This window comes from Cupriavidus sp. USMAA2-4 (genome assembly GCF_001854305.1).
GTDB lineage: Bacteria > Pseudomonadota > Gammaproteobacteria > Burkholderiales > Burkholderiaceae > Cupriavidus > Cupriavidus malaysiensis.
Map to the genome: position 1 here is coordinate 880,742 of NZ_CP017748.1, position 24,530 is coordinate 905,271.

General features: G+C 70.1%; 20 protein-coding genes. 11 read left to right on the forward strand and 9 right to left on the reverse strand.

What is annotated here, in order from left to right:
* Positions 1-42: 42 nt before the first annotated feature.
* Positions 43-840, forward strand: a complete 798-nt coding sequence (locus BKK79_RS03880) for a UDP-2,3-diacylglucosamine diphosphatase (protein ID WP_071037182.1) — start codon at positions 43-45, stop codon at positions 838-840.
* Between the two features lie 82 nt (positions 841-922).
* Here BKK79_RS03880 and BKK79_RS03885 read toward each other — a convergent pair whose 3' ends face one another.
* From BKK79_RS03885 to BKK79_RS03900, 4 genes are all read right to left on the reverse strand, one after another.
* A complete protein-coding gene (locus tag BKK79_RS03885) occupies positions 923-1,171 on the reverse strand; it encodes a hypothetical protein (RefSeq protein WP_071012193.1) in 249 nt (82 codons plus the stop codon).
* A gap of 111 nt (positions 1,172-1,282) precedes the next feature.
* Positions 1,283-2,026: a serine O-acetyltransferase gene (gene cysE / locus BKK79_RS03890; RefSeq protein WP_071012191.1), complete on the reverse strand. Its 744-nt coding sequence runs from the start codon at positions 2,024-2,026 to the stop codon at positions 1,283-1,285.
* 166 nt (positions 2,027-2,192) lie between these two features.
* Entirely contained in the window at positions 2,193-2,816 is a 624-nt protein-coding gene (locus BKK79_RS03895) for a PrpF domain-containing protein (RefSeq protein WP_071037184.1), read from the reverse strand.
* Between the two features lie 22 nt (positions 2,817-2,838).
* Positions 2,839-3,732 carry an RNA methyltransferase gene (locus BKK79_RS03900; RefSeq protein WP_071012188.1) on the reverse strand — a complete coding sequence of 298 codons (894 nt, stop codon included), beginning with the start codon at positions 3,730-3,732 and terminating at the stop codon, positions 2,839-2,841.
* A gap of 153 nt (positions 3,733-3,885) precedes the next feature.
* Here BKK79_RS03900 and BKK79_RS03905 point away from each other — a divergent pair, with 153 nt between their 5' ends.
* The 5 genes from BKK79_RS03905 to BKK79_RS03925 all read left to right on the forward strand — a co-directional run bounded on the left by BKK79_RS03905 (position 3,886) and on the right by BKK79_RS03925 (position 11,771).
* A complete protein-coding gene (locus tag BKK79_RS03905) occupies positions 3,886-4,704 on the forward strand; it encodes an inositol monophosphatase family protein (RefSeq protein ID WP_071012187.1) in 819 nt (272 codons plus the stop codon).
* A gap of 508 nt (positions 4,705-5,212) precedes the next feature.
* Positions 5,213-5,593, forward strand: coding sequence for a hypothetical protein (locus tag BKK79_RS03910; protein ID WP_071012185.1), 381 nt, complete (start codon positions 5,213-5,215; stop codon positions 5,591-5,593).
* Positions 5,594-6,028: 435 nt separating this feature from the next.
* Positions 6,029-7,189 (forward strand): efflux RND transporter periplasmic adaptor subunit, encoded by a 1,161-nt coding sequence (locus tag BKK79_RS03915; RefSeq protein WP_071037185.1) that lies wholly within the window; start codon positions 6,029-6,031, stop codon positions 7,187-7,189.
* Positions 7,182-10,310 carry an efflux RND transporter permease subunit gene (locus BKK79_RS03920; protein ID WP_071037186.1) on the forward strand — a complete coding sequence of 1,043 codons (3,129 nt, stop codon included), beginning with the start codon at positions 7,182-7,184 and terminating at the stop codon, positions 10,308-10,310. The genes BKK79_RS03915 and BKK79_RS03920 overlap by 8 nt, the downstream gene beginning before the upstream one ends.
* Before the next feature lie 9 nt (positions 10,311-10,319).
* A complete protein-coding gene (locus BKK79_RS03925) occupies positions 10,320-11,771 on the forward strand; it encodes a TolC family protein (protein WP_083384021.1) in 1,452 nt (483 codons plus the stop codon).
* A 33-nt stretch (positions 11,772-11,804) separates the two neighbouring features.
* On the opposite strand, the gene BKK79_RS03930 is transcribed toward BKK79_RS03925, so the two are convergent.
* Together BKK79_RS03930 and BKK79_RS03935 are read right to left on the reverse strand one after the other, a co-directional pair.
* A complete protein-coding gene (locus BKK79_RS03930) occupies positions 11,805-12,122 on the reverse strand; it encodes a hypothetical protein (protein ID WP_071012177.1) in 318 nt (105 codons plus the stop codon).
* Positions 12,123-12,243: 121 nt separating this feature from the next.
* Positions 12,244-12,996, reverse strand: coding sequence for a pyridoxamine 5'-phosphate oxidase family protein (locus BKK79_RS03935; RefSeq protein WP_071037188.1), 753 nt, complete (start codon positions 12,994-12,996; stop codon positions 12,244-12,246).
* A gap of 102 nt (positions 12,997-13,098) precedes the next feature.
* Between BKK79_RS03935 and pdxR the strand changes: the two genes are divergently transcribed.
* A complete protein-coding gene (gene pdxR, locus BKK79_RS03940) occupies positions 13,099-14,589 on the forward strand; it encodes a MocR-like pyridoxine biosynthesis transcription factor PdxR (protein ID WP_071037190.1) in 1,491 nt (496 codons plus the stop codon).
* Here the strand turns inward: pdxR and BKK79_RS03945 are convergent.
* Positions 14,586-14,840, reverse strand: coding sequence for a hypothetical protein (locus tag BKK79_RS03945; protein WP_071012172.1), 255 nt, complete (start codon positions 14,838-14,840; stop codon positions 14,586-14,588). The two genes, pdxR and BKK79_RS03945, sit on opposite strands and share 4 nt — an antisense overlap.
* Positions 14,841-14,959: 119 nt before the next feature.
* On the reverse strand, positions 14,960-15,340 hold the full coding sequence (locus BKK79_RS03950) for a hypothetical protein (RefSeq protein WP_071037192.1): 381 nt from the start codon (positions 15,338-15,340) through the stop codon (positions 14,960-14,962).
* 258 nt (positions 15,341-15,598) lie between these two features.
* Between BKK79_RS03950 and BKK79_RS03955 the strand changes: the two genes are divergently transcribed.
* Positions 15,599-16,900: a UDP-N-acetylglucosamine 1-carboxyvinyltransferase gene (locus BKK79_RS03955; RefSeq protein ID WP_071012170.1), complete on the forward strand. Its 1,302-nt coding sequence runs from the start codon at positions 15,599-15,601 to the stop codon at positions 16,898-16,900.
* Positions 16,901-17,362: 462 nt separating this feature from the next.
* The gene (locus BKK79_RS03960) at positions 17,363-19,147 is read left to right on the forward strand and encodes a methyl-accepting chemotaxis protein (RefSeq protein ID WP_084084480.1); all 1,785 of its coding nucleotides are present in this window, start codon (positions 17,363-17,365) and stop codon (positions 19,145-19,147) included.
* Positions 19,148-19,302: 155 nt separating this feature from the next.
* On the opposite strand, the gene flhD is transcribed toward BKK79_RS03960, so the two are convergent.
* Complete coding sequence (flhD, locus tag BKK79_RS03965) at positions 19,303-19,626, reverse strand: flagellar transcriptional regulator FlhD (protein WP_071012168.1); 324 nt, start codon at positions 19,624-19,626, stop codon at positions 19,303-19,305.
* A 1,184-nt stretch (positions 19,627-20,810) separates the two neighbouring features.
* Here flhD and mutS point away from each other — a divergent pair.
* Entirely contained in the window at positions 20,811-23,423 is a 2,613-nt protein-coding gene (gene mutS, locus BKK79_RS03970; RefSeq protein WP_071038419.1) for a DNA mismatch repair protein MutS, read from the forward strand.
* Entirely contained in the window at positions 23,420-24,502 is a 1,083-nt protein-coding gene (locus BKK79_RS03975) for a hypothetical protein (protein WP_232346267.1), read from the forward strand. The genes mutS and BKK79_RS03975 overlap by 4 nt, the downstream gene beginning before the upstream one ends.
* The last annotated feature ends 28 nt before the right edge of the window (positions 24,503-24,530 follow it).

Consider the following 24,530-nt stretch of genomic DNA (forward strand, 5'->3'; position numbering starts at 1 on the left):
CGGGTCCGTGCCGGCTGCTGCGGCCAAGTGCGCCCCGCGACCATGACCGCCCCCCCTGCCCCGCCGGCGTCCGGCGTGCCTGAACTCCAGGTGCCCGCGCCGGCGTGGTTCATTTCCGACCTGCACCTGACGCCCGCCATGCCCCGCACGCTGGCGGCCTTCGAACGCGCGCTGGAACGCGCGGCAATGCAGGCACACGCCCTGTTCATCCTCGGCGATTTCTTCGAATTCTGGATCGGCGACGACGAGACCGGCACGCCCTTCGCGGCCGACGTGGCCGCCGCACTGCGCACGCTGGCGACAGGCGGCGTGGCCGTCTACCTGATGCACGGCAACCGCGACTTCCTGCTCGGCGAGCGCTTCGCCGCCGCGGCCGGTGCCACGTTGCTGCCCGATCCCACCGTGATCCGCTGCGCCGGCCGGCGCGTGCTGCTCAGCCATGGCGACATGCTCTGCACCGACGACGCACGCTATATGCGCTTCCGGCGCCTGACGCGCAACCGCTGGGTGCAGCGCGCCTTCCTGGCGCTGCCACTAGCGGCGAGGCTGTCAGTGGCGCGCCGCCTGCGCGCCGACAGCGAAGCCGGCCGCGCGCGGCCCCAGCAGCCGCGCAACTATGGCGACGTCGCGCCGCAGGCCGTGGCCGGGCTGATGCGCGCGAGCGGCACGGACCTGCTGGTACACGGCCACACGCACCGGCCCGCACGCCACCTGGAAAGCACCGGCGAGCGTTGGGTCCTGACCGACTGGGATCTCGACGGCGCGCACGGCGGCCCGCCACGCGCGGCGGCCTTGCAACTCGACGACTCCGGTTTCCGTACGGTCCCCCTGGACGACTGAGCGGCCGTGGCCGCCGGCTCAGTCGAACCGGCGTTGCAGGAGCGATCGCCCCCCGCGCGGCCGGCCACCCGCCGCCACGTGTTCAATCGTCACCCCAGCGCCAGCGCGGCGGCTCCCCTTTGCGCCAGCAGATAGCGAGCAGCAGCGCGCAGAGCGTCAGCTGGCTGCCGATGAAAGCGCCCGGCCGGGTGTGCGGCGGGAAGCAGGCAACAGCCATGCCGACCAGGAGCGCATATACGGCATACACCAACCAGCCCTGCCAGCACGTAGGCAGGCCCCAGCCCCATCCGTAACGCTTGGCAGGGAACCAGTACCTGGGGGACGATGGCATGGCGATGCTCCTTGGCAGAAACGCCGGAACGCGCCGGCGACAGCCACATCATAGGCCCGCGCGGCGAACAAGCGAGCCCCGCCGCCGCGTGGACGCGGTGGCGGAGGTGCCCTATTTCAGGAGCTTGCGCAAGTCGCTGGCATCGAAGCTTTCGTTGGGTGTCTTCTCCAGGTGCTCGCCGAGCCGATCCAGCGCCGCCAGTACCGCCTCGATGCGCTCATGCTGGCGGGCCGCGTTGTCGATCAGGCTCTTCAGCGCCAGCGACACCGGATCGTCCGCATTGGGCGTGATGCCATAGGCGGAGAACTCCTGCTTCGCGGCCTGCTGCTGCGGCGGCGCGTCCGGCAGGATGATGCGTGCCGGCACGCCGACCGCCGTCGCACCCGGCGGCACCGGCTTGAGCACCACGGCATTCGAGCCGACGCGCGCGCCGTCGCCGACAGTGAAGCCGCCCAGCACCTTGGCGCCGGCGCTGACGACCACGTTGGCGCCGAGCGTCGGATGGCGCTTCTGGCCCTTGTAGAGCGAAGTACCGCCCAGGGTCACGCCCTGGTAGATGGTGCAGTCGTCGCCGACCTCGGCGGTCTCCCCGATGACCACGCCCATGCCGTGGTCGATGAAGACGCGCCGGCCGATGGTGGCGCCGGGATGGATCTCGATCCCGGTCAGGAAGCGGGACCAGTGCGAGATCCAGCGGCCCAGCCAGCGCAAGCCCGCGTTCCAGCAGCCGTGCGCGAAGCGGTGGAACATGACCGCGTGGAAGCCGGGGTAGCAGGTCAGGACTTCCAGGCGGCTGCGCGCAGCGGGATCGCGCAGCATGATGGCGTCGATATCTTCCTTCAGACGAGTGAACATCGTGTCGTGTCGTGGTGCCATGCCGTGCGCCGCGCCCGTCCGGAAGCGGATCGCGCGGTCGCCGGCATGGTCATTGGCCGGTGGGAACGGGATCAGGAGTGTAAGAGATTTGCTGCCCTGATGCCGTCATGGACTTTGCCGGCGGCAAGCCGCCGGGCCCGGACCGTCAACATCGCTCCGGCACGTGCACCAGCCCGCTGAGCAGGCGGCGGGCACCGGAGCGCACGGTGACACGCCGCACCGCCGCGGCGGGCGGCGGTGCGGCCGGCGCAAAATAGTCGAGTTCGATCGTGGCGGCAGGATCTGCCGCGCCGTCCCCGCCCCCGCCCTCGTGTGCGGAGCACGGTTCGAGCGGATGGCCGTTGGTGCAAGGCACGTGCGCGAGCACGACGCGCCCGGTGTTGCGCAGCCAGATCCGTACCGTGGTGATGCCGTCGCGCGCCGGCACGAAACCGCGCCAGATGGCAAAGGCTCCGGCCGCGGCCGGCATTTCGGCCGCGGGCCCGCCAGCTTCTTCGCCACTGTCCTCGCCCGACCAGTCCATGCGCGCCACCTGGGTGGCGACCGCTCCGATGCGGCACTCCACGTCGCAGCCGGCTCGGCGCGCGGCGCGCATCAGCGCCACGCGGCCCTCGAGGCCGTCGGCATCCCCCGCGGCGACTCCCGGTGCGGCCAGCAAGCGCAGCAGCAAGGCATCGCGCGCCGCGCCGTCCTGGGGCAGGTCGTCCTCCAGCAAGAACACGCCCTTGCCGGCGCCGCTGCGCATGTAGAAGGCCGGAATCTCCGTCACCGCTCGCCGCTCCTGTCGATGGTCAGCCTGCCTGCCCGTCCGTACCGCCGTCCGGGCGGTCGTCCCGGCCGCCCCGGTCGTCCTGCGCGGCCAGCAGCATATGCTTGGCGACGCCGCGCAGGATGTTGACTTCCTCGCGCTCCAACCCGGTGCGGGCCAGCAGGCGGCGCAGCCGCGACATGAGCTTGCGCGGGTGCGCGGGATCGAGAAAACCGATGGCTTCCAGGCCCGACTGCAGGTGCCCGAACATGGCCTCGACCTGCTCGGCGGTGGCGGGCTCTCCAGCATAGCCGATCCCCGCCTCCGGCGCCGGCGCCCCCTCCAGCAGGGCCAGGCGCATCTCGTAGGCCACCAGCTGCACCGCCTGGGCGAGGTTGAGCGAAGCGTAGGCGGGGTTGGCGGGAATATGGGTCACGGCCGAGCAGCGCTCGACCACCTCGTTGGGCAGGCCGAATCGCTCATTGCCGAAGACGAAGGCGATCGAGGCGCCGGCGGCGGCGTCCAGGCAGAGGCGCCCCTGCGCCACCGCGGCGCGCGGCAGCAGCCGCGGCGGACCGAATTCGCGCTGGCGCGCGGTCATGGCCACCGCCAGCGCGGTGCCAGCCAGGGCCTGCTCGACGTCGTCGACGAGGCAGGCGCCGGCGAGCACGTCGTCGGCGCCGCTGGCCATCGCCACGGCCTCGGCATGCTCACGCACGCCGGGCTCGCGCGGACGCACCAGCACCAGGCTGCCCGGTACCGTGCCGAACCCCATGGTCTTGAGCGCGCGAGCCACCGAGCCGACGTTGCCGGGGTGGCTGGTCTCGACGAGGACGAAACGCACCCGGGCGAAGCCTTCCTGCTCCGTAGCGCGCCCACTTGGCTGGTCCAGGCGACTCCCCGTCTGGCTCGTCTGATTTGCCGGCTTGTTATACAATGTGCGATTCCTCTTGGGCGTGGCCCCGGCCTTGTGCTTTCTACAGCACCCGGAAGCGGCGCACCACCGTTCTTCTACAATCCGTTGTGTTGTCAGCCGCCAGCCGTGCAGCGCGCCATCGCGCGCCCGGTCCGTGCCGGCTTGGAGAGATTCATGCACCCGATGCTCAATATCGCCGTCAAGGCGGCCCGCAAGGCAGGTACCATCATCAACCGCGCGTCGATGGACGTCGACCTGCTGCGTGTCTCGCGCAAACAGCACAACGATTTCGTTACCGAGGTGGACCGCGCGGCTGAGGCCGCGATCATCGAGGTCATCCGCACCGCCTACCCGGAACACGCCATTCTAGCGGAAGAGTCCGGCCAGTCCTGGACCGACGGCGAGGAAACCAGCGAATACACCTGGGTCATCGATCCCCTCGACGGCACCACCAACTTCATCCACGGCTTTCCGCAGTACGCCGTTTCCATCGCCCAGTTGCACAAGGGCGTGCCCGCCCAGGCCGTGGTCTACGATCCTGCCCGCGACGAGCTGTTCACCGCCACCAAGGGCGCCGGCGCCTTCCTCAACAACCGCCGCATCCGCGTGACCCGCCGCGACAAGCTGGCCGACTGCCTGGTCGGCACCGGCTTCCCTTTCCGCGACATGGAAGGCCTGGACGAGTACCTGGAGATCTTCGCGCTGATGACGCGCAGCTGCGCCGGCCTGCGCCGCCCGGGCGCGGCCGCGCTGGACCTGGCCTACGTGGCCTGCGGCCGCCTCGACGGCTTCTTCGAGACCGGCCTGAAGCCCTGGGACATGGCCGCGGGCATGCTGCTGGTGACCGAGGCCGGCGGCCTGGTCGGCAACTACGCTGGCGAATCGCGCCACATGGAACAAGGTGAAGTGCTGGCCGGCAACCCCAAGGCCTTCGCGCAGATGGTGCGCCTGCTGTCGCCGTTCTCGCTGGACAACGCCAAGCCTGCCGCCTGACGGCGCCGCACCGCTGGCGCGCGCAGCCGCTGCGGCGGCGCGCGCCGTGGCAATTGCAACAAGATGCGCCAAGCGACCCGTTCGGGTTGACATGGCGCCTCATGACTCTTACACTCCGCCCGTCTTTTCATCCAAGGGAATTTCCGTGGGCTCTGCAACCAGTGACAGTAGTCGATCGCGCATCGGCATCGCTGCCTGACAGGTACGGAATCTCTTCTCTCTTCCGCGCCTGATCCCTCCAGGTAGCGGTGTCTTCCCGCCAGCCCTCCCGGCCGGCCCCTCGCCTCGAATACCGTCTCATCGTCCGTGTGTCCGCCAGCCTGACGGCCGGCTCGACGCGCCTGTCCCGCGTTGCCAATGGCAACGCACGGTCGCCGCTTGCCAGCGCGCGGCGACCCGGCGGCCAGCGGACGGCATCCCGCGCCTCGCCCTCCGGAGCGAAAGGCCATAGCAGCCCGGGCCGTGCCCGCGCTATCCGCCTTACCGATTGCAACAAAGGGAGCACGCCATGCGCTTTCTCCACAAGCTGATGCCCGCCACCCCTGCCGCCACGGCCGCGGCCGCCGCCGGCGCCTGCCCGCCGCCGGCGATGCCCGCGTCGCAACTGTTCCAGGTCGTGGTGCTGTGCCGCGACGCCGGCGAGCGCCGCATCGCACAGCAGATCCTCGACGAGCTCGACGCCAACCAGATGACGCTGCGCAGCCTCCACGCGCGCAGCCTCGCGCAGCGCGAGCTGACCGAAGTCCGCGTACTGCTGCAGTGCCCCCAGGACGCCCGTGCCGCCATGGTCCGGCTGGTGCAGGTGCTGGGTTTCACGCCGCTGGTGCGCTCGGTGCGCTGGGAAACCGTGCCGCAGCCCGCGCGCGCGCTGGCCGCCACCACGCACTGATCCGCACCGGCGCCACGCTGGCCTCACCAGGAGACCCCATGGACCCCGACCCTAGTTGCCATCCCTTGCGCCGAAGGTGCGGCGCGCCCGGCCCCGCCTGATCCTCCGTCCCGAGCCTTGATGCCGGCGGATCGGCCCCACCGGACCCGCACGGCCATTCCCGCCTGAGCGCAGCCCCGCCCCGCCCCGCAGGGCCTGCCCGCCTGGAATCCCCGCCCCTTCGGCGCCGCGCCCCTCCGCGCGCAGCGCTTCGCACGACACAGCCTGCTCCCTCCAGAGATCCGTCCGGCCAGCGGCCGCCGGCCCGCTGGGGATTGCGCTCGTCCCTGCCACGCCAAGCGGCCTCGATGCCGCCTGCCCGCGCTGCCGCCCCACTTCACCGAACCGCATCCCGACATGCGTGGCGGCGCTCGATCGCCGCGCCCAGGAGAACCCATGCCGTACCCCAACTTGCGCCGGCGGCGCCTGCTCGCCCTGGCCACCGCCTGCACCGCCCCCTGGCTGCTGGCCGCCTGCGAACCCTCCGGCCCGGCCCAGGCCAAGACAGCGGAACCTCCGTCCCGGAGCGCCACCGACAAGATCCTCGAAGGCAGCCAGATCACCCTGCCGCCCGGCTCGCCGCTGCGCGGCCGGCTGGTCGTCGACACCGTCCGCACGCAGGAGATCGCGCGGCAGATCCCCGTGCCGGGCGTGATCGAAGCCGATCCCGCGCGCCTGGTCCGCATCGCCCCGCCGCTGCCCGGCCGCATCCTGCAGCTGCACGCCGGCCTCGGCGACGCCGTGCGCCAGGGCGAGCCGCTGGTCACCCTCGACTCGGCCGAGCTGAGCAGCGCGCAGGCCGAGGCCGGCAAGGCGCGCGCCGCCCTGCAGGAAACCCGGCTCGAGCTGGAACGCCAGCGCACGCTGTATGCCGAGGAAATCGCCGCACGCAAGGACCTGGAGCAGGCCGAACTGGCGCATGCCCAGGCCAGCCACGAAGCCGAAGCCACCGCGGCCCGCCTGGCCCAGCTCGGCGCCAGCAGCGGCAACGACCCGCGCGCACGCCGCCAGCTCGTGATACGCGCCCCGATCAGCGGCCGCGTGATCGCCCTGGACGGCGCGCCGGGCGGCTACTGGAACGACACCAATGCGCCGCTGATGACCGTGGCCGACCTGTCCACCGTCTACCTGGCCGCCAACGTGCCGGAGAAGGACATCGCCGCCGTCTTCGTCGGCCAGCGCGCCCGCATCGACCTCAATGCCTACCCCGGCGAGCCGGCGAGCGGCGAAGTGCGCTATGTGGGCGAGACCCTCGACGCCGACACGCGCACGGTCAAGGTCCGCGTCGCCATGGCCAACCGCGACGGCCGCCTGCGCCCCGGCATGTTTGCGCGCGTGACCTTCAGCGGCCGTTCGCGCCAGACCCTGGTGGTGCCCGTGTCGGCCCTGCTGCAGGACGGCCTCTACACCAAGGTGATGGTCGAGCACGGCGAGTTCCGCTACGCGGCACGCACAGTGCGCACCGGCGACGTGGTCGACGGCATGGCCGAGGTGCTCGACGGCCTGCGCGCCGGCGAGCGGGTGGTGGTGAAGAACGGAGTGCTGCTCAATGATTGACCGCCTCGTCACCCTCTGCTTCCACCGCCGCGGCATCGTCTGGCTGGTGTTCGCCCTGGTCGCGCTGTACGGCCTGGCCAGCTGGCGCCAGCTCCCCGTGGAAGCCTACCCCGACATCGCCGACGTGACCTCACAGATCGTCACCCAGGTGCCCGGCCTGGCAGCCGAGGAGGTCGAACAGCAGATCACCATTCCGCTCGAACGTGCCTTGCTGGCCACGCCCGGCATGCACGTGCTGCGCACGCGCAGCCTGTTCGGGCTGTCGCTGGTCACGGTGGTGTTCGAGGACGGCACCGAAGGCTACTGGGCACGCCAGCGCCTGCAGGAACGCCTGGCCGAAGTGGACCTGCCCTACGACGCCAAACCCGGCCTCGACCCCTACACCTCACCCATTGGCGAGGTCTACCGCTACACGCTGGAATCGCCCACGCGCGACCTGCGCGAATTGTCCGACCTGCAGGCCTGGACCGTGATCCCGCGCTTGAAGAAGGTGGCCGGCGTGGTCGACGTGACCAACTTCGGCGGCCTCACCACCCAGTTCCTGCTCGAACTGGACCCGGCCAGGCTCAACCAGTACCACCTGACCCTGGCGCAGGTAACCGAAGCACTCAACGCCAACAATGCCAATGCCGGCGGTGGCGTGATGGACCGCGGCGAACAGTCCTACGTGGTGCGCGGCGTCGGCCTGCTGCACTCGCTGCAGGACATGGGCAACGTGGTGGTCACCAGCAAGGATGGCACCCCGGTGCTGGTCAAGGACCTCGGCACGCTGCGCTACGGCAACGTCGAGCGGCGCGGCATCCTCGGCAAGGACGGGCAGGCAGATGCCGTCTCCGGCATCGTGCTGCTGCTCAAGGACTACAACGCGGCCCAGGCGCTCGCCGGCATCCACGCCGCCGTGGCCGACCTGAACGGCAAGCTGCTGCCGCCCGATGTCAAGCTGGTGCCCTATCTCGACCGCAGCCACCTGATCGAGGCCACCATGCGCACGGTCGGCATGACCTTGACCGAGGGCATGGTGCTGGTCGCCGTGGTCCTGCTGCTGTGCCTGGGCAGCCCGCGCGCGGCGCTGATCGTGGCACTGACGATCCCGCTGGCGCTGCTGATCGCCTTCATCTTCATGCGGCACTTTCATATCCCGGCCAACCTGCTCAGCCTGGGAGCGATCGACTTCGGCATCCTGGTCGACGGCGCCGTGGTGCTGGTGGAGAACATGCTGCGCCGGCGCGAGCGCCAGCAGGACCTGCCGCTGACACCCGCCGATGCCATTGCGGCCACGCTGCAGGTGGCGCGGCCGATGTGCTTCGGCATGCTGGTGATCGTCGCCGCCTACCTGCCGCTGTTCTCCTTCGAGCGCATCGAGTACAAGCTGTTCGCGCCCATGGCCTACGCGGTGGGTGCCGCCCTGGGCGGAGCATTGCTGGTCGCGCTGACGCTGGTCCCAGGCCTCGCCTGGCTGGCCTTCCGCAAGCCGCGTCCGGTCTTCCACAATCCGGTGCTCGACTGGCTCGGCCGGCACTACCAGGCCTTCCTGGCGCGCAGCGTCGGAGGCCGGCGCTGGGTGGCGGCCGCCTGTGCCGCCGCGCTGGCCGGACTGGCCGTACTGGGACTGACCACCGGCCGCGATTTCCTGCCCTACCTCGACGAAGGCTCGCTGTGGCTGCAGGTACAGATGCCACCCGGCATCACGCTGGAACGCGCGGCCGGGATGGCCGACGAACTGCGCCGCGTCACGCGCGAGTTCCCCGAGGTGTCCTACGTGGTCACGCAGACCGGCCGCAACGATGACGGCACCGACTACTGGACGCCCTCGCATATCGAAGCCAGCGTCGGCCTGAAGCCCTATCGCGAGTGGCCGGCCGGCATGGACAAGCAGAAGCTGATCGGGCGCCTGGCGGCACGCTACGCGCAGATGCCCGGCTACTCGGTCGCCTTCATGCAGCCGATGATCGACGGCGTGCAGGACAAGCTGTCCGGCGCGCACAGCGATCTGGTCGTCAAGGTCTTCGCCGACGACCTCGCCGAGGCGCGCAGCGTGGCGGGCCGCGTGGCCGGCACGCTGCGCGGCGTGCACGGCGCGGCCGACGTGGCCGTCGATGTCGAGCCGCCGCTGCCCAACCTGAAGATCGAACTGGACCGCGCCGCGGCCGCCCGCCACGGCATCAATGCCGCCGACGTGGCCACGCTGGTCTCCACCGGCATCGGCGGCGCCCCCATCGGACAACTCTATGTCGGTGAGAAGAGCTATGACATGACGGTGCGTTTCCCGTCCGCCGCACGCAACCGCCCGGACGCCATCGGCGAGCTGATGCTCAGCGCCGCCAACGGCGCCCAGATCCCGCTGGCCGAGGTGGCCACCATCCGCACCAGCGCGGGCGAAAGCGTGATCGTGCGCGAAATGGGACGGCGCCACATCATCGTGCGGCTCAATGTACGCGGGCGCGACCTGTCCGGCTTCCTGCGCGAGGCACAGGCCGCGATCGCGCAGGCGGTGCCGGTCGACGGCCGCCGCGTGCAGATCGAATGGGGTGGACAGTTCGAGAACCTGAACCGCGCGCAGGCACGCCTCGCGCTGATCCTGCCGATGACGCTCGCACTGATGTTCGTGCTGCTGTTCGCCGAATTCCGCAATCTGCGTCAGCCGGCGCTGGTGCTGCTGGCCGTGCCGCTGGCCATGCTGGGCGGCCTCGCCGCGCTGCAGCTGCGCGGCATGACGCTCAATGTGTCGAGCGCGGTCGGCTTCATCGCCCTGTTCGGCGTGGCGGTGCTCAATGGCGTGCTGATGATCGCGCAGATCAACCGGCTGCGCGCGCAGCGCGGCGCCACGCTGCGCGCGGCCGTGCTCGAAGGCGCGGCCAGCCGCATGCGCCCGGTGCTGATGACCGCCACCGTCGCCGCCCTCGGCCTGACGCCGGCGATGCTGGCCACCGGCCTGGGCAGCGATGTGCAGCGCCCGCTCGCCACGGTGGTGGTGGGCGGGCTGTGCACCGCCACCTTGCTGACGCTGGTACTGCTGCCCGCGCTCTACTTCCTGATCGAGTCCCGCGCCGAACGCCGCGCCGCGGCCGCGGCGCCGGACCCCACGGCCGGACATGCCGCCGACCCGTCCCCACGCGCCTGAGGAACCCAGATGACCCGACTCCTTGCATTCCCGCCCCAGCGGCGGCTGGCCGGCGCGGCGAGCGCCTTTTCCACGCTGGCGCTGGCCTGGCTGGCAAGCGCATCCGCCCATGCCGGCGCCCAGCCGGCGGCCGGCGCTGTGAGCAGCGCGGCAAGCGCCGCAGCGGCAGGCCCGATCTCCGCCGACGCGCCCGCGTCCGCACCGACGCCTTCGGTCGCGCCCCCCGGTCCCGGCCGGCTGCGCTTCCCTGAGTACCTCGACGCAGTGGAGCGCCACAATCCGGCCCTGGCCGCCCAGCAGCAGACCATCCGCAGCGCCGAGGCGGAGATCAGCATCGCCGGCGTACGGCCCGATCCCAGCGTCACCTACGGCGTCAGCAATATCGAGATGAGCCGCGCCGTATCGCCCAAGCCGCCCCGCACCCAAGAGGTGGGGCTGGACCTGCCGATCGAACTGGGCGGTAAGCGCGCGCGCCGCATCCAGGCCGCCAGGTCCAACCTGCGCCTGACCGAGGCCGGCGTGGAAGGCTTCCGCAACGGGCTCTACAGCGAAGCCGCGGCGGCCTTCGTGGAAGCCTGCCGCAGCCGCGCCGCGCTGGCGCGCCAGGAGTCCTCGCTGGCGGCGCTGGCGGAAATCGCGCGTGCCAATGCGGTACGCCAACGCGCCGGCGACGTCGGCGGCCTCGAACTGGCGCAATCGCGCGTGGAGCGCGACCGCTTCGCCGCCGAGGTCAAGAGCGCGCGCGCCGCCGCCAGCAGCGCGCAGATCCGGCTGGCCATCCCGCTCGGCAAGCCCACCGCCGAAGCCTTCGGCGACATGGCGCTCGACTGCGAGCACCTGCCGCCCGTGCCACCGGCGCTCGATGCCCTGCTGGCACAGGCCCTGGAACGGCGCGATACCGTGCGCATCGCGCGCGCGGCGCTGGAGAACGCCTACGACAACCTGGCGCTGGCCCGCGCCAACCGCTGGGTCGACCCGAGCGTGCACGTCGGCCTCGACCTGACGCCCGGCGTCAACGGCACGCTGGGAGACGATGGTCAGCCGCTGGGCGATGGCGTGGCGCGCTCGCGCATGCTGAGCGTCTCGGTCTCGATTCCGCTGCCGTTCTCGCGCCTGCAGCGCGGTGAACTGGAGCAGGCCGAGGCCCGCATCACACAGGCCATGCTGGACCTGCGCGGCGCCGAGCTCACCGCGCAGACGGAGGTGCGCAGCGCGCATGCCACCTACCTCGCCGCGCGCGACAACGCGGAACAATACCGCATGTCAGTGCTGCCGGACGCCGACCGCGTGCTCGACGGCAAACGGCGCGCCTACCGGCACGGTTCCGCCTCGCTGTTGGAAGTGCTGGACGCGCAGCGCTCCGCCGACGACACCTACCAGGCCTACCTGCAGGCACGCGCCGACCTCGCGGCGGCAGCCGTGCAACTGCAGTTGTCGATCGGCGAACGCCCGTCGCTCTGAGGCGCCGGGGGCGCCGGCGGCGCCGCTGGTGCGTCAGCTGGCGCCGGCCTCGCTTGCCTTGGCCGGCTGCCTGGCGCCCTTCTTGCCGTGGGACTTCGTGCCCGCCTTCTTCTTCGCCTGCGGCGCCGACGCATCGGCCAGCGATGACTTGGTGCTGCTGTTAGCACCTTGGGTGTAGGGGTCGAACTTTCCGCCGGAGCCGTCAGGCCCGCCCTTGCCGCTGCGCAAGTTGTAGTCGTAGCGGTCCGCGGGATTGGGACTGTCCTTGGGGCCGGCGGCCAGCACCGGCTGTGCAAGACTCAGGCAGGCGGCGGCGCAGACGGCCGGCAAAGCGGCAAGCTTGGCTCTCATCTCGATTCTCCCGGACGCGGAATGGACGGCACAGGCAGGTCTCTCGCCCGCCGCGGCCGCTTCCTGAGCATAGGCGCCGCCAACCGAAATCTCAATGCCGGCGAGGCCCGCGCGCCAGCGCTCAGGCCGTGCCGTCCGGCGATGCTCTGCCCGCCGGCACCACCGTCCCGTCCCAGCGCCCCACGTAGGCAGGCAGCGTGGCCTGCTCCCCATCGGGCTGCGGCGCGCCGCCGCGCAGCGCCATCGGCAGCACGCCCGCCCACGCCGGCACTGCCATGTCCGCCTCGTCGTCCTTGGGCCCGCCACGGCGGCACTTGGTCACCGACTCGTCCAGGGCCAGCCGCAGCACCGTGGTGGCGCCAAGCTCGTTGCGGTCGCCGCGCCGTACCTCATGCGAGCGGCCCGGCGCGATATGTTCGACGAAGGCATCGAGCGCGGCGGCCTTGTGCGCTTCCTCGACGGTTTCGAACACACCGTAGATCACCGCCGAGCGGTAGTTCATCGAATGATGGAAAGCCGAGCGCGCCAGCACCAGGCCGTCCAGGTGGGTCACGGTGACGCATACCTGGGTACCGGCGGCGGCCACCTTCAGCATGCGGCTGCCGTTGGAGCCGTGGATGTACAGATGGTCGCCCTCGCGCCAGCAGGCGGTGGGAATGCAATGCGTGCCGGCTTCGTCGGCAAAGGCGACGTGGCACAGGTAGGCGTCATCCAGGATGGCATGCAGCTCGGCAGTGTCATAGCTGCCGCGCGCCGGCATGCGCCGGATGCGGGTGCGCGCCGACGGCGCCTGCCGGACTGGCTGGGCCGCCTCGGCTGCGGCGGGAACGGATGCCGGGTTCAGGGCGGAGGGCGACGACGCGGTGGATGCCATACGGATGCCTTCAGGGTGAGAAGAGGAAATCGGATCGCCAGAATAATGAGAGCGTGGCACCATTGCTAGAACCACGAACCCGCAGTTTCCTGGAGCCACCGCATGGACTACGGTCTGTTGCTCGCCACCAGCCACGCCAGCCACCCCGAGCGCATGTCGGGGCAACGGCGGCTGTACGAAAGCCTGCGCGCCGCCATCCTCGACGGCCGCCTGGCGCCGGGCGCGCGCCTGACCGCGTCGCGTGTGCTCGCCGCCGAACTGGGCATGGCGCGCAACTCTGTGCTGTACGCCTACGAGCGGCTGGCCTCGGAGGGCTACATCGCCGGCGACCGCCATGGCACCTCCGTGGCCCGGCTTGGCCTGTCGTCGCGCCGCCTCGCGAATCTGCTGGCGGCGGACCGCGCCGCGACGGCGCCGGGCCTGTCGCGCCGTGCCGCGGGCCTCGGGCGCGAGGACCCGCACAGCGGGGAAATGCTGCCCTTCGTGCCTGGCGTGCCGGCCCTGGACGCCTTTCCGCTGGCGCGCTGGCGCCGCTCGATCGAGCGCGCCTGGCGCAGCCTGTCGGCACGCCACCTGGGCCAAGGCCAGGCCGCCGGCCAGCCGGCGCTGCGCCACGCCATCGCCGAGTACCTGCGCGTGGCACGCGGGGTACGCTGCGAAGCCGCGCAGGTCTTCGTCACCGCCGGTACGCAATCGGGACTGGACCTGTGCGCGCGCCTGCTGGCCGATGCCGGCGACACCGCCTGGGTGGAGGATCCCGGCTATCCGGGCGCGCACGCCGCCTTCCGATCGGCCAGCCTGCGCCTGGAATCGATCCCGGTGGACGCCGACGGGCTCGCGCCGCCGGCCGGACATTGGCAGCGCGTGCCCCCGCGACTGGTCTACATCACGCCCTCGCACCAGTATCCGCTCGGCTCGGTGCTGAGCCTGGAGCGGCGGCTGGCGCTGCTCGCCGCGGCGCGCGCGGCCGGTGCCTGGATCATCGAGGACGACTACGACAGCGAGTTCCGCCGCGACGGCATGCCGGTCCCCGCCGTGCAAGGCCTGGAGGCCGATGCGCCGGTGATCTACCTGGGTACCTTCAGCAAGACCTTGTTCCCGGCGCTGCGGCTCGGCTTCATGGTGGTGCCGCCACAGTTGGCCACCCTGCTGGCCGGCACCGTCGGCGCCATCCCCCAGGGCGGGCACGTCGCCGAACAGCTGGCTCTGGCCGAGTTCCTAGACAGCGGGGCATTCACCAGCCACCTGCGGCGCATGCGCCGCCTCTACGCCCAGCGCCGCGATGCGCTGCAGGACGCGCTGGCACGCCACCTGGGCACGCGCTTGACGGTCTCCGCCAGCGCGGGCGGCATGCACCTGAGCGCACGCCTGGAGATGCCGCTGGCCGATACCACGGTGAGTGCCGCCGCGGCGGCACGGGGGCTGGCGCTGCGCCCGCTCAGCCGCTACCTGTTGCCGGGTACGCCCCAGGCGCAATACAACGGCTTCGTCTTCGGCTACGCGAACGTGGCCGAAGACGCCGTGGACAGCGCCGTCTGCCGCCTGGCCCGCGTCCTCGACGAGGTTGCCGGCGCGCGCCCCGGCCCTGGCTAGCCGACTTCGAGGTCGACGCCGAAGCCGCCGGCGAGTTCGCTGTCGATCAGCCCCGTCGCGTAAGCCAGCAGGCAGGCTTCGATCTCTCGGATCGTGATCGGTAGTTGCATCCAGTCCGGCGTGAAGCGCACACCGACACTCTCGTCCGGGCCGGTGATGCGCACCCAGCCGTGGCCGTCTCCGACGCCGATGGCGTCAGGCACGGCGAGCCGGATGGTGAACCCCTTGTAGCGGTGCGTCCGTTCTTGCATGCAGGCCTCCTCCCTCCTTTGTTGCGGAGCAGGATAGCAGCCGGACTTTGCGCGAAATTGACAAGCATCAAGCCGGCCGGCGCCATCCGCGCCGACGAACGGCAGACGAACGGCAGCACTCAGGGGCGCCCCGCCGGCGCGCCGGTCCGTTGCGCCTGGACCAGGTGATGCGCCGCGAGGAAGCACGCCAGCGCCAGTCCGGCGCAGACCGCCAGCAAGCCGATCGCAAGCGGCCTGCCATGGCAGAAGCCCCCCAGCCAGCGCGTCAGTTCCGCGGCCAGGAAGGTCGCCCGGCCGCCGATGCTTTCCAGACGGGTCTCGTAGAGCTTGGTGTCCGGCATGGCGCCGGCCAGTTGCCAGCTGGTCTCGTGCCAGGGCATCGCATCCACCAGGCTTGCACCGATGATGCCCGCCGCCAGCAGGACTGCCCCCGCCAGATACAGGCAGGCTGGCACCACGATGAGCACGCCCCGTCCCCGCCACCACGCTGCTTCGACCATTTCAGCCTCTCCCGCCATCGTTCTTGTCTCAGTATGGGCGGCGCCGCGCGCGAGCGAAAGACTTCCGCAGGCGGCAGGCAAGGCACCCGCACAATGTGTCGCCGGCAAGACCTTGGCCGCCCCAGGCGGCTGTTCCCGCACTCCGCCGCGCTGCTTGCCTTCTCGGTTCGGAAACGCGGCCGCCAGTCCCCAGTACAATACGGACCGCCCTTATTGGCCCGCCGTTACCGGCCCCTCCGTTTTCCCGCACCCCGACTCATGTCCAATCTCATCGTGCATGGCGGCGCCCCGCTCCGCGGCCGCATCACCCCCTCGGCAAACAAGAACGCGGTCCTCCCCGTGCTTTGCGCCACCCTGCTCACCGACGCGCCGCTACGCTTGCACGGCGTGCCGGATATCACGGACGTGCGCAAGATCCTGGAGATCTTCTCGACGCTGGGCAGCGACGTCCATTGGGACCGCGAGACCGGCACGCTGGACCTGCACCACCGCGCCACCACCTTCGACGCGCAGCGCCACCGCCTGCCGGAGGAAATGCGTTCGTCGATCATGCTGGTGCCGCCGCTGCTGGCCCGCTTCGGCGTGGCGCGCCTGGAAGACAACGTCAAGGGCTGCACCCTCGGCGTGCGCGAGATCGACCCGCACGTCGACATCTTCCGCTCGTTCGGCGGCGAGGTGACGCGCGCCGAAGGCTCGCTGCTGGTGCGCAGCGAAGGCGCCCTGCGCACGACCGACCACTGGCTCGACTACGCCTCGGTCACCACCACCGAAAACTTCGTGCTGTGCGCGGCCGCGGCCCACGGCACCTCGACGCTGACCAACGCCGCCTCCGAACCGCATGTGCAGGAGTTCTGCCGCTTCATGACCATGCTGGGCGTACACATCGAGGGCATCGGCACGTCGCGCCTGACGGTGCATGGCGGCAAGCCGCTGGGCGGCGGCGAGTTCCGCTTCGACGAGGATTTCCACGAGATCACCACCTTCCTGGCACTGGGCGCCATCACCGGTGGCGACGTGGTGGTGCGCAACAGCGCACCGGAGAATTTCCCGCTGATCGACCGCACCTTCGCCAAGTTCGGCATCGGCATCGTGCACGAGGACGGCTGGTCGCGCGTGGCACGTTCGGGCCCGCTGCAGGTGCAGACGCCCTTCACCAGCAACGTGCTGACCAAGGTCGAGGCCGCACCCTGGCCCTATTTCCCGGTCGACCTGCTGCCGATCTTCATCGCCCTGGGCGTGCGTGCGCAGGGCAATGCGATGTTCTGGAACAAGGTCTACGACGGCGCGCTGGGCTGGACCGGCGAGTTGTCCAAGTTCGGCGCCCATGTCTTCTCCTCCGATCCTCACCGCCTGATTACCTTCGGCGGCAACCCGCTCACCCCGGCGGTGGTGGAGAGCCCCTACATCATCCGCGTGGCGATCGCCCTGTTCATGGTCGCCGCCAGCATCGACGGCCGCTCCGAGATCCGCAATGCCACGCCGATCCGCCGCGCCCATCCGCGCTTCGTGGAGAACCTGCGCAGCCTGGGCGCGCAGGTGGAGTGGACCAGCGAAGGCTGACGCGGCTGTATGGCAGGCGCGTCCCGGCGGCCTGGGTGGCGCCGGGACGTGCTTGCGTGGCCCCCTGCCGGAGCCATTGGCGGCACGGTCAGCATTGGCGGACCATGCCTCGCGCAGGCGGCCGTGACAGCGCTCCTGTGCGGAATCGTGCTCCCGCCGATGCATAAGGAGCGGCGATTGTCATTGCGCCCTTTCTGATTCTTTCGCATTCCTCACATCCGGACATCAAGTTCCGGGCCTCCGCTGCCGTTAGTCGGGTCATCACCTGACTGCGCCAGCGCAGTAGCACCCAGACCGAAGGACAGATCCCCCACCCCGACCAGACCGCTGCGCTGGCAAGCCGAACGCTTGCCGGGCGGGATCTCCTGCGCCTCGCCGGCACGCCGCATGACGCCGGCAAGCGCTGCCCTCGCTCAGCCAGGACAACGCCCTTCCCAACTGAACCACCTGCTGGTGAATTGCATGAACTGGTTTCGCAACCTCAAGCTGGCGCACAAGCTGCTGCTGGCCTTCGTCTCCCTGCTGGCGTTGACCGCGCTGCTCGGCATCTTCTCGATTCTGCAGCTCGGCATGGTCAACCAGGCGTCGACCGACATGGCCACCAACTGGCTGCCGTCGATACGCGCGGCCGGCGAGATCGAATACGGCCTGTCGCGCATGCGCAGCGGCGTGCTCCAGCACATCATCTCGCATGATGCGGCCACCAAGCAGAAATACGATGCCCTGATGGGCCAGATCCGCGACAAGCTGCAGAAGGACGAGCGAACCTATCGCGCGCTGATCTCCAGCGAGCAGGAGAAGCAGGCCTACGAGGCCTTCGACAAGCAGCAGGTCGCCTACGACGCGCTGATGCAGAAGGCACTGGAGCTGTCGCGCTCCGACCAGGCCGACGCGGCCATGGACATCATGCGCGGCGAGGGCCTGGAGCGGTTCAACGGCCTGGAGGCTGGCATCGGGGAAATCGTCCGCATCAACGAGGCCGGCGCCAACCAGGCCTCCGCTGACAGCGACACCCGCTATGCCTCGTCGCGCGCCTGGATCATCGGCCTGCTGGTAGGCGGCGTCGCGCTCGGCCTGGCCCTGGCGCTGTGGCTGGCGCGGCTGGTTTCGCGTCCGCTGCAGCAGGCCGTGGCCATCGCGCAGACCGTGGCCGACGGCGACCTCGGCAGCCGCATCGAGGTGAACTCCCGCGACGAGACCGGCCAGCTGCTGCAGGCGCTCAAGCAGATGAATGAAAGCCTGGTGCGCATCGTCGGCGAGGTGCGCAGCGGCACCGAGTTGATCGGCAGCGCGTCGGCGGAGATCGCCACCGGCAACCTGGACCTGTCTTCGCGCACCGAAGAGCAGGCAAGTTCGCTGGAAGAGACGGCGGCGTCGATGGAGCAGCTGACAGCCACTGTCAAGCAGAACGCGGAAAGCGCACGCCAGGCCAATCAGCTGGTGCTGTCCGCTTCCGACGTGGCCAGCCGCGGCGGTGCCGTGGTGGCCCGCGTGGTCGACACCATGCACGCCATCCACGATGCCTCGCAGAAGATCGTCGACATCATCGGCGTGATCGACAGCATCGCTTTCCAGACCAATATCCTGGCCCTGAACGCGGCCGTGGAAGCCGCCCGGGCCGGCGAGCAGGGCCGCGGCTTCGCCGTGGTCGCCGGCGAGGTGCGCACGCTCGCGCAACGCAGTGCGGCCGCCGCGCGCGAGATCAAGGGCCTGATCGAGAGTTCGGTGCAGAAGGTCGACGAAGGCAGCCAGCTGGTCGGACAGGCCGGCGACACCATGGGCGAGATCGTCGAAAGCGTGCGCCGCGTGACCGACATCATGGGCGAGATCACCGCCGCCACGCAGGAACAGACCTCGGGCATCGAGCAGGTCAACCAGGCCATCGCGCAGATCGACGAGGTGACGCAGCAGAACGCCGCCCTGGTGGAAGAAGCCTCGGCCGCCTCGCAGTCGATGCAGGAGCAGGCCAGCAAGCTGGTACAGACGGTAAGCGCGTTCAAGCTCGCCGGCGCCGCCTCATCCGCGCAGAGCAGCGCGGTGCCCGCCTCGTCCGCATCGGCGGCGCGCGCCACACGAACGGTCCGCCCCACCGCCACCCGGGCTGCGCCGGCCGCCACCAAGCCTGCCGCAAGCGTGCCGGCAGCCAGCGCTGCAGCCCGCGCCCCCGCTACCCAGGCCGCGCCGATGACATCGCGCGGCCTGGCGAATGCCGGGGCCGGAGCCGAGGCGGAGTGGGAGCAGTTCTGACCCTTGGGGCCGGGCCATGCCGGCCCGGTGGACAGCCACCGGAACCATCCGGTGGCCTTTGAAACAGGCTCACGCCCCGCTGCCGGCCCAGACCCTTAGGAACGGCACGGAAAGGGGCCGCGCAGGCGGCACAGTGTGCGCCTGCCCGGCCGGCCTCACGCCATGCGCGGCGACGGCTGCGTGGAAAGCACGATGGCCGCGTGCGTGGGGGCCAACTGCTCGTGCTTGGCCGTCTGCGTCAGCATCGTCAGCAGCGAGGCATCGAGGATGCGGAAGCCGCACACCGACTGCTCCCCCGCCGCCAGCTTGACCAACTGGCCGGTGGAAACGCCCACCAGCGCCTCGGCAATGTCGCGCGAGATACCCAGCCGGTACATCCCCACCGCCATATTCTCCCGCAATATGCGCTGCGCCAGCACAAGATACGAAAGGTTCAGCTCCCGAATCGCGTCGAGGGCACTCTTTTCATTGTTGTCCACTTAATCCCCGCCTCTTCCTTCTTATTCCGCAATCATTCCCGGGCACTGCATTGCCGACAGTCCATTGGCCGCCGGCTACGTATAGATGAATCCGCATGGCTTGCGGTGCGGGCGCATTGTATAGACCTCGGCAAACGCTGCGCAATCCCCTGGCAGGACGCCATCCGCCATGCTTCCTCCTGACGAACACTTGCACCTGGCAAGTGCTAGCCGGCGCGCCATCCTGCATCTTTTCATCGATATGCACGGGTTTTTTGATCATTTCAGCCCAAAAAGCCATGCATCCAAGTAGATTTCAGCAGATCCGAGCCGATCCCTGCCCGCCGCGAGCCGAACCGACGCGCAAGGACTTCCGCCCTTCTCCCCGGACTGGGCGCAATCCGCGCCGGGGCGTGGTTTGTTGCGCATACAACTTCTTTCCGCCACTTTTGATTCCACATACCGGAACAAAAAGAGTTCCATGAATCACAATCAGTCGATTGGTTTGTGAACAGCACCAAGTGACGCTGCAGGCATGCTATCAAAATTATCTGTTGTAGCTTTGACACAGTTGTTTCATTCACGGCGCTGACATCTTCATGTGCATGCCCCCTCCCGATGTCTCTCCCGATGTCCAGAAGCCTTGTCGGAAAGATATTCATGAATCACCAGCGCGAAAATCATGGCTGATACCGGAGCGGATATCCCAGTGGTCGGACGAGGGCTATCGGATCCCCGCGTCGCCGGACGCGTGAGACTAAGGCTGGCAGCCGCACCGCGCCCTGCCTGCCCTGCCCGCGGCAGCCGGAACACCCGCGGCGCAATGCCGGCACCCGGCCGCCCTGCCCGTCCCGCATGCGACTCGCTCGAGGCACCTGTCGCCTGGGGTAAACTGTCGCCTGTTTTGCCTTGCGTTGCGCAACTTCGCACCGGTGCATACGAGTCGCGCCCGCTTCCTTTCCAACAGCATTGGCTGCGGACCGTGGCCGGCCAGCCAGGGACCGGCTACGGCACCAGCGCGCCCGGCGGCAAGCCGGCCGCATGCTGTCGGCCCACCGCCGCCACGCAACGCAGGCACCGAAACGCATGGCGTACCGTCGCGGCGCCGGCTTGGCCACCGCCGCACCATGCCAGACAAGGAAAAGCAGGAAAAAGCCAACGTGGATCAAGCAGTCAAGAAACCGTCCAAGGACAGCCATACGCCGATGATGCAGCAGTATCTCCGCATCAAGGCCGACCACCCCGATACCCTGCTCTTCTATCGCATGGGAGACTTCTACGAGCTCTTCCATGACGATGCCGAGAAGGCCGCGCGCCTGCTCGACATCACGCTGACCGCGCGCGGCGCCTCGAACGGCGTGCCGATCCGCATGGCCGGCATCCCCTTCCACTCGGTCGACCAGTACCTGGCCCGCCTGGTCAAACTGGGCGAGTCGGTGGCGATCTGCGAGCAGATCGGCGATCCGGCAACGAGCAAGGGGCCGGTCGAGCGCAAGGTGGTGCGCATCGTCACCCCCGGCACGCTGACCGATGCGGCGCTGCTGCCGGACAAGTCCGATACCTTCCTGCTGGCGGTGCACCAGCAGACCACGCGCCGCGGCGTCAGCAAGATCGGGCTGGCCTGGCTGAACCTGGCCAGCGGCGAGCTGCGCCTGATGGAGTGCGAGGTCGCGCAGCTGGCTCGCGAGCTGGAGCGGATCCGCCCGGCCGAGGTGCTGTATGCCGATGGCATCGAGCTGCCCGCACTCGGCTGCGCGCGTACGCGGCTGCCGGAGTGGCATTTCGACCAGGAGGCCGGCACACGGCGCCTGCGCGAGCAGCTCGGCGTGGCCAGCCTGGACCCCTTCGGCTGCGCAGGCCTGGGCGCGGCCATCGGCGCCGCCGGCGCCTTGCTGAACTATGCGGCCAACACGCAGGGGCAGTCGCTGCGCCACGTGCAGAGCCTGCAGGTCGAGCGCGAGTCGGAGTTCGTCGGCCTGGATACCGCCACGCGGCGCAATCTCGAACTGACCGAGACACTGCGCGGCGGCGAGTCGCCGACCCTGTTCTCGCTGCTGGACACCTGTGCCACCACCATGGGCAGCCGGCTGCTGCGCCACTGGCTGCACCATCCGCTGCGCGACGCCGCGCAGCCACGCGCGCGCCAGCAGGCCATCGGCACGCTGATCGAGCAAGGCACCGACACCCTGCGCGCGGCGCTGCGCCGGCTGGCCGACGTAGAGCGCATCACTGCGCGGCTGGCCCTGCTGAGCGCCCGCCCGCGCGACCTGTCTTCGCTGCGCGACACGCTGCGCGCGCTGCCCGAGGTGGCGGCCTGCGTGGCGGCCGACGACGGCGCGCCGCTGCTGGCGCTGACAGTGGGCGAACTGGAGGTGCCGCAGGCTTGCCTGGACCTGCTGCACGCGGCGGTGGCCGAGGAGCCGGCCGCCGCGGTCCGCGACGGCGGCGTGATCGCGCGCGGCTACGACGCCGCGCTCGACGAACTGCGCGACATCTCGGAAAACTGCGGCCAGTTTCTCATCGACCTGGAGACGCGCGAGCGCAGCCGCACCGGCATCGCCAACCTGCGCGTCGAGTACAACCGCGTGCACGGCTTCTATATCGAGGTGACCAACGGGCAGGCGGACAAGGTGCCCGATGACTACCGCCGCCGCCAGACGCTGAAGAACGCCGAGCGCTACATCACGCCGGAGCTGAAGGCCTTCGAGGACAAGGCCTTGTCGGCGCAGGACCGCGCGCTGGCGCGCGAGAAGCTGCTCTACGACGGCCTGCTGCAGAACCTGCTGCCGCACATCGGCGAACTCAAGCGCGTCGCCGGTGCGCTGGCTCGGCTGGACGTGCTGGCGGCGCTGGCCGAGCGCGCGCAGACGCTGGACTGGACCTGCCCGGAGCGCGTCGGCGAGAACGTTATCGATATCGTGCAGGGCCGCCATCCCGTGGTCGAGGGCCAGCTCGCCGCCGAGTCGGTGCCCTTCATCGCCAACGACAGCCAGCTCAACGAGGCGCGCAAGCTGTTGCTGATCACCGGCCCGAACATGGGCGGTAAGTCGACCTTCATGCGGCAGACCGCGCTGATCACGCTGCTGGCCTGCGTCGGCGCCTACGTGCCGGCGCGCCGTGCGGTGATCGGACCGATCGACCGCATCTTCACCCGCATCGGCGCCGCCGACGATCTCGCCGGCGGGCGCTCCACCTTCATGGTGGAAATGACCGAGGCGGCGGGCATCCTGCACCACGCCACGCCTTCCAGCCTGGTGCTGATGGACGAGATCGGCCGTGGCACCTCGACCTTCGACGGCCTTGCATTGGCCTGGGCGATCGCGCGCCACCTGCTGGCGCACAACCGCAGCCACACGCTGTTCGCCACCCATTACTTCGAACTGACCCAGCTGCCGCAGGAGTTTCCGCAGGCCGCCAACGTCCACCTGTCGGCGGTGGAGCACGGCGACGGCATCGTGTTCCTGCACGCTGTGCAGGACGGGCCGGCCAGCCAGAGCTACGGCCTGCAGGTGGCCCAGCTCGCCGGCGTGCCGCAAGCGGTGATCCGCGCCGCGCGCAAGCACCTGGCCTGGCTCGAACAGCAATCCGCCGATGCCACGCCGACGCCCCAGCTCGACCTCTTCGCCGCACCGCCGGCCCCGGAGGACGAGCAGGATGCCGAGACCGATGTCTCGCCGGCACCCGGCGGCTCGCCGATGGCGCAGGCCCTGCTGGATGCCATGGCGGGCGTCGACCCGGACAGCATGACGCCGCGCGATGCACTGGAAGCCCTCTATCGGCTCAAGGCGCTGGCCGTCGAGATGGCCGCTAGCGCATGACGCCGATCGCCAGGCCACGGCCGGGCCTGGTTGCTCGCCACCGTCGCGGCGTGGCACGCGCCCGGGCGTACCTGCTCGGCGCGCTGGCGCTGGCGGCCGCCCTGGCCCCAGCGGCCGGCCACGGGGCCCCGACGGCCCCGACCGGCCCGATCGTGCGCGTGGCGCTGCTGGCGGACCAGCCGCAGTGGCCGGCGGCGGAAGCCGCGGTCGGCCGGCTGCTGGCCAGCCTGGGCGAGCAGCGGCTGGACTTCGTGGTCCACGCCGGCGGCATCAAGGGTGACACCGAAAGCTGCGGCGACCACGTGCTCGATGCGCGCGAACGGTTGCTCGACGCTTCACCGTTACCACTCGTCTATGTGCCAGGCGAGGCCGAATGGGCCGAGTGCCAGCGTGCGGCGAGCGGCAGCTTCGACCCGCTCGAACGGCTGAACCGCCTGCGCGAACTGTTCTACGCCAGCGATGCCTCGCTCGGCCAGCGCACCATCCCGCTGATGCGGCAATCCGACCAGGCCACCTTCCGCAGCTTCCGCGAGAACGTGCGCTGGCGCGCCGGTCCGGTCATGATGGTGGGAATGAACCTGCCCGGCGACAACAACCACTACCTGGCCGAGGGCGGGCGCAACGGTGAATTCGAGGACCGGCGCGAAGCCAACCACCAGTGGCTGGCGCGCGCCTTCTTCCTGGCGCAGCAGCAGAACCTGGCCGGCCTCGTGCTGGTCGTGCACGGCGACCCGCAATTCGGCAACGGCTGGGAGCACCGCGGCAGGCCTACCCTGCTCGATGCTTTCGTCAGCCGCCACAAGCGCGATGGCTTCCTCGAGTTCAAGCGGCAGCTGCGCGAGCTGACGGCGCGCTTCCGCGGCCAGGTGCTGCTGATCCATGCCAGCCTGAAGGGCTTCGGCATCGACACGCCCTTGCGCGATGCCAACGGCAAGACCCTGCGCAACTTCAAGCGGATCACGCTGCCGACGGGCGCCTCCGGACAATGGGCGGAGTTGCGCATCACGCCGGCCTCACCGGAGTTGTTCAGCGTGAGCGTCAAGGATGCGCCCGGCGGCACGGGCGAAGACGGCGACTGAGCCCGACCGGCCGCGGCGCTGCGATCGT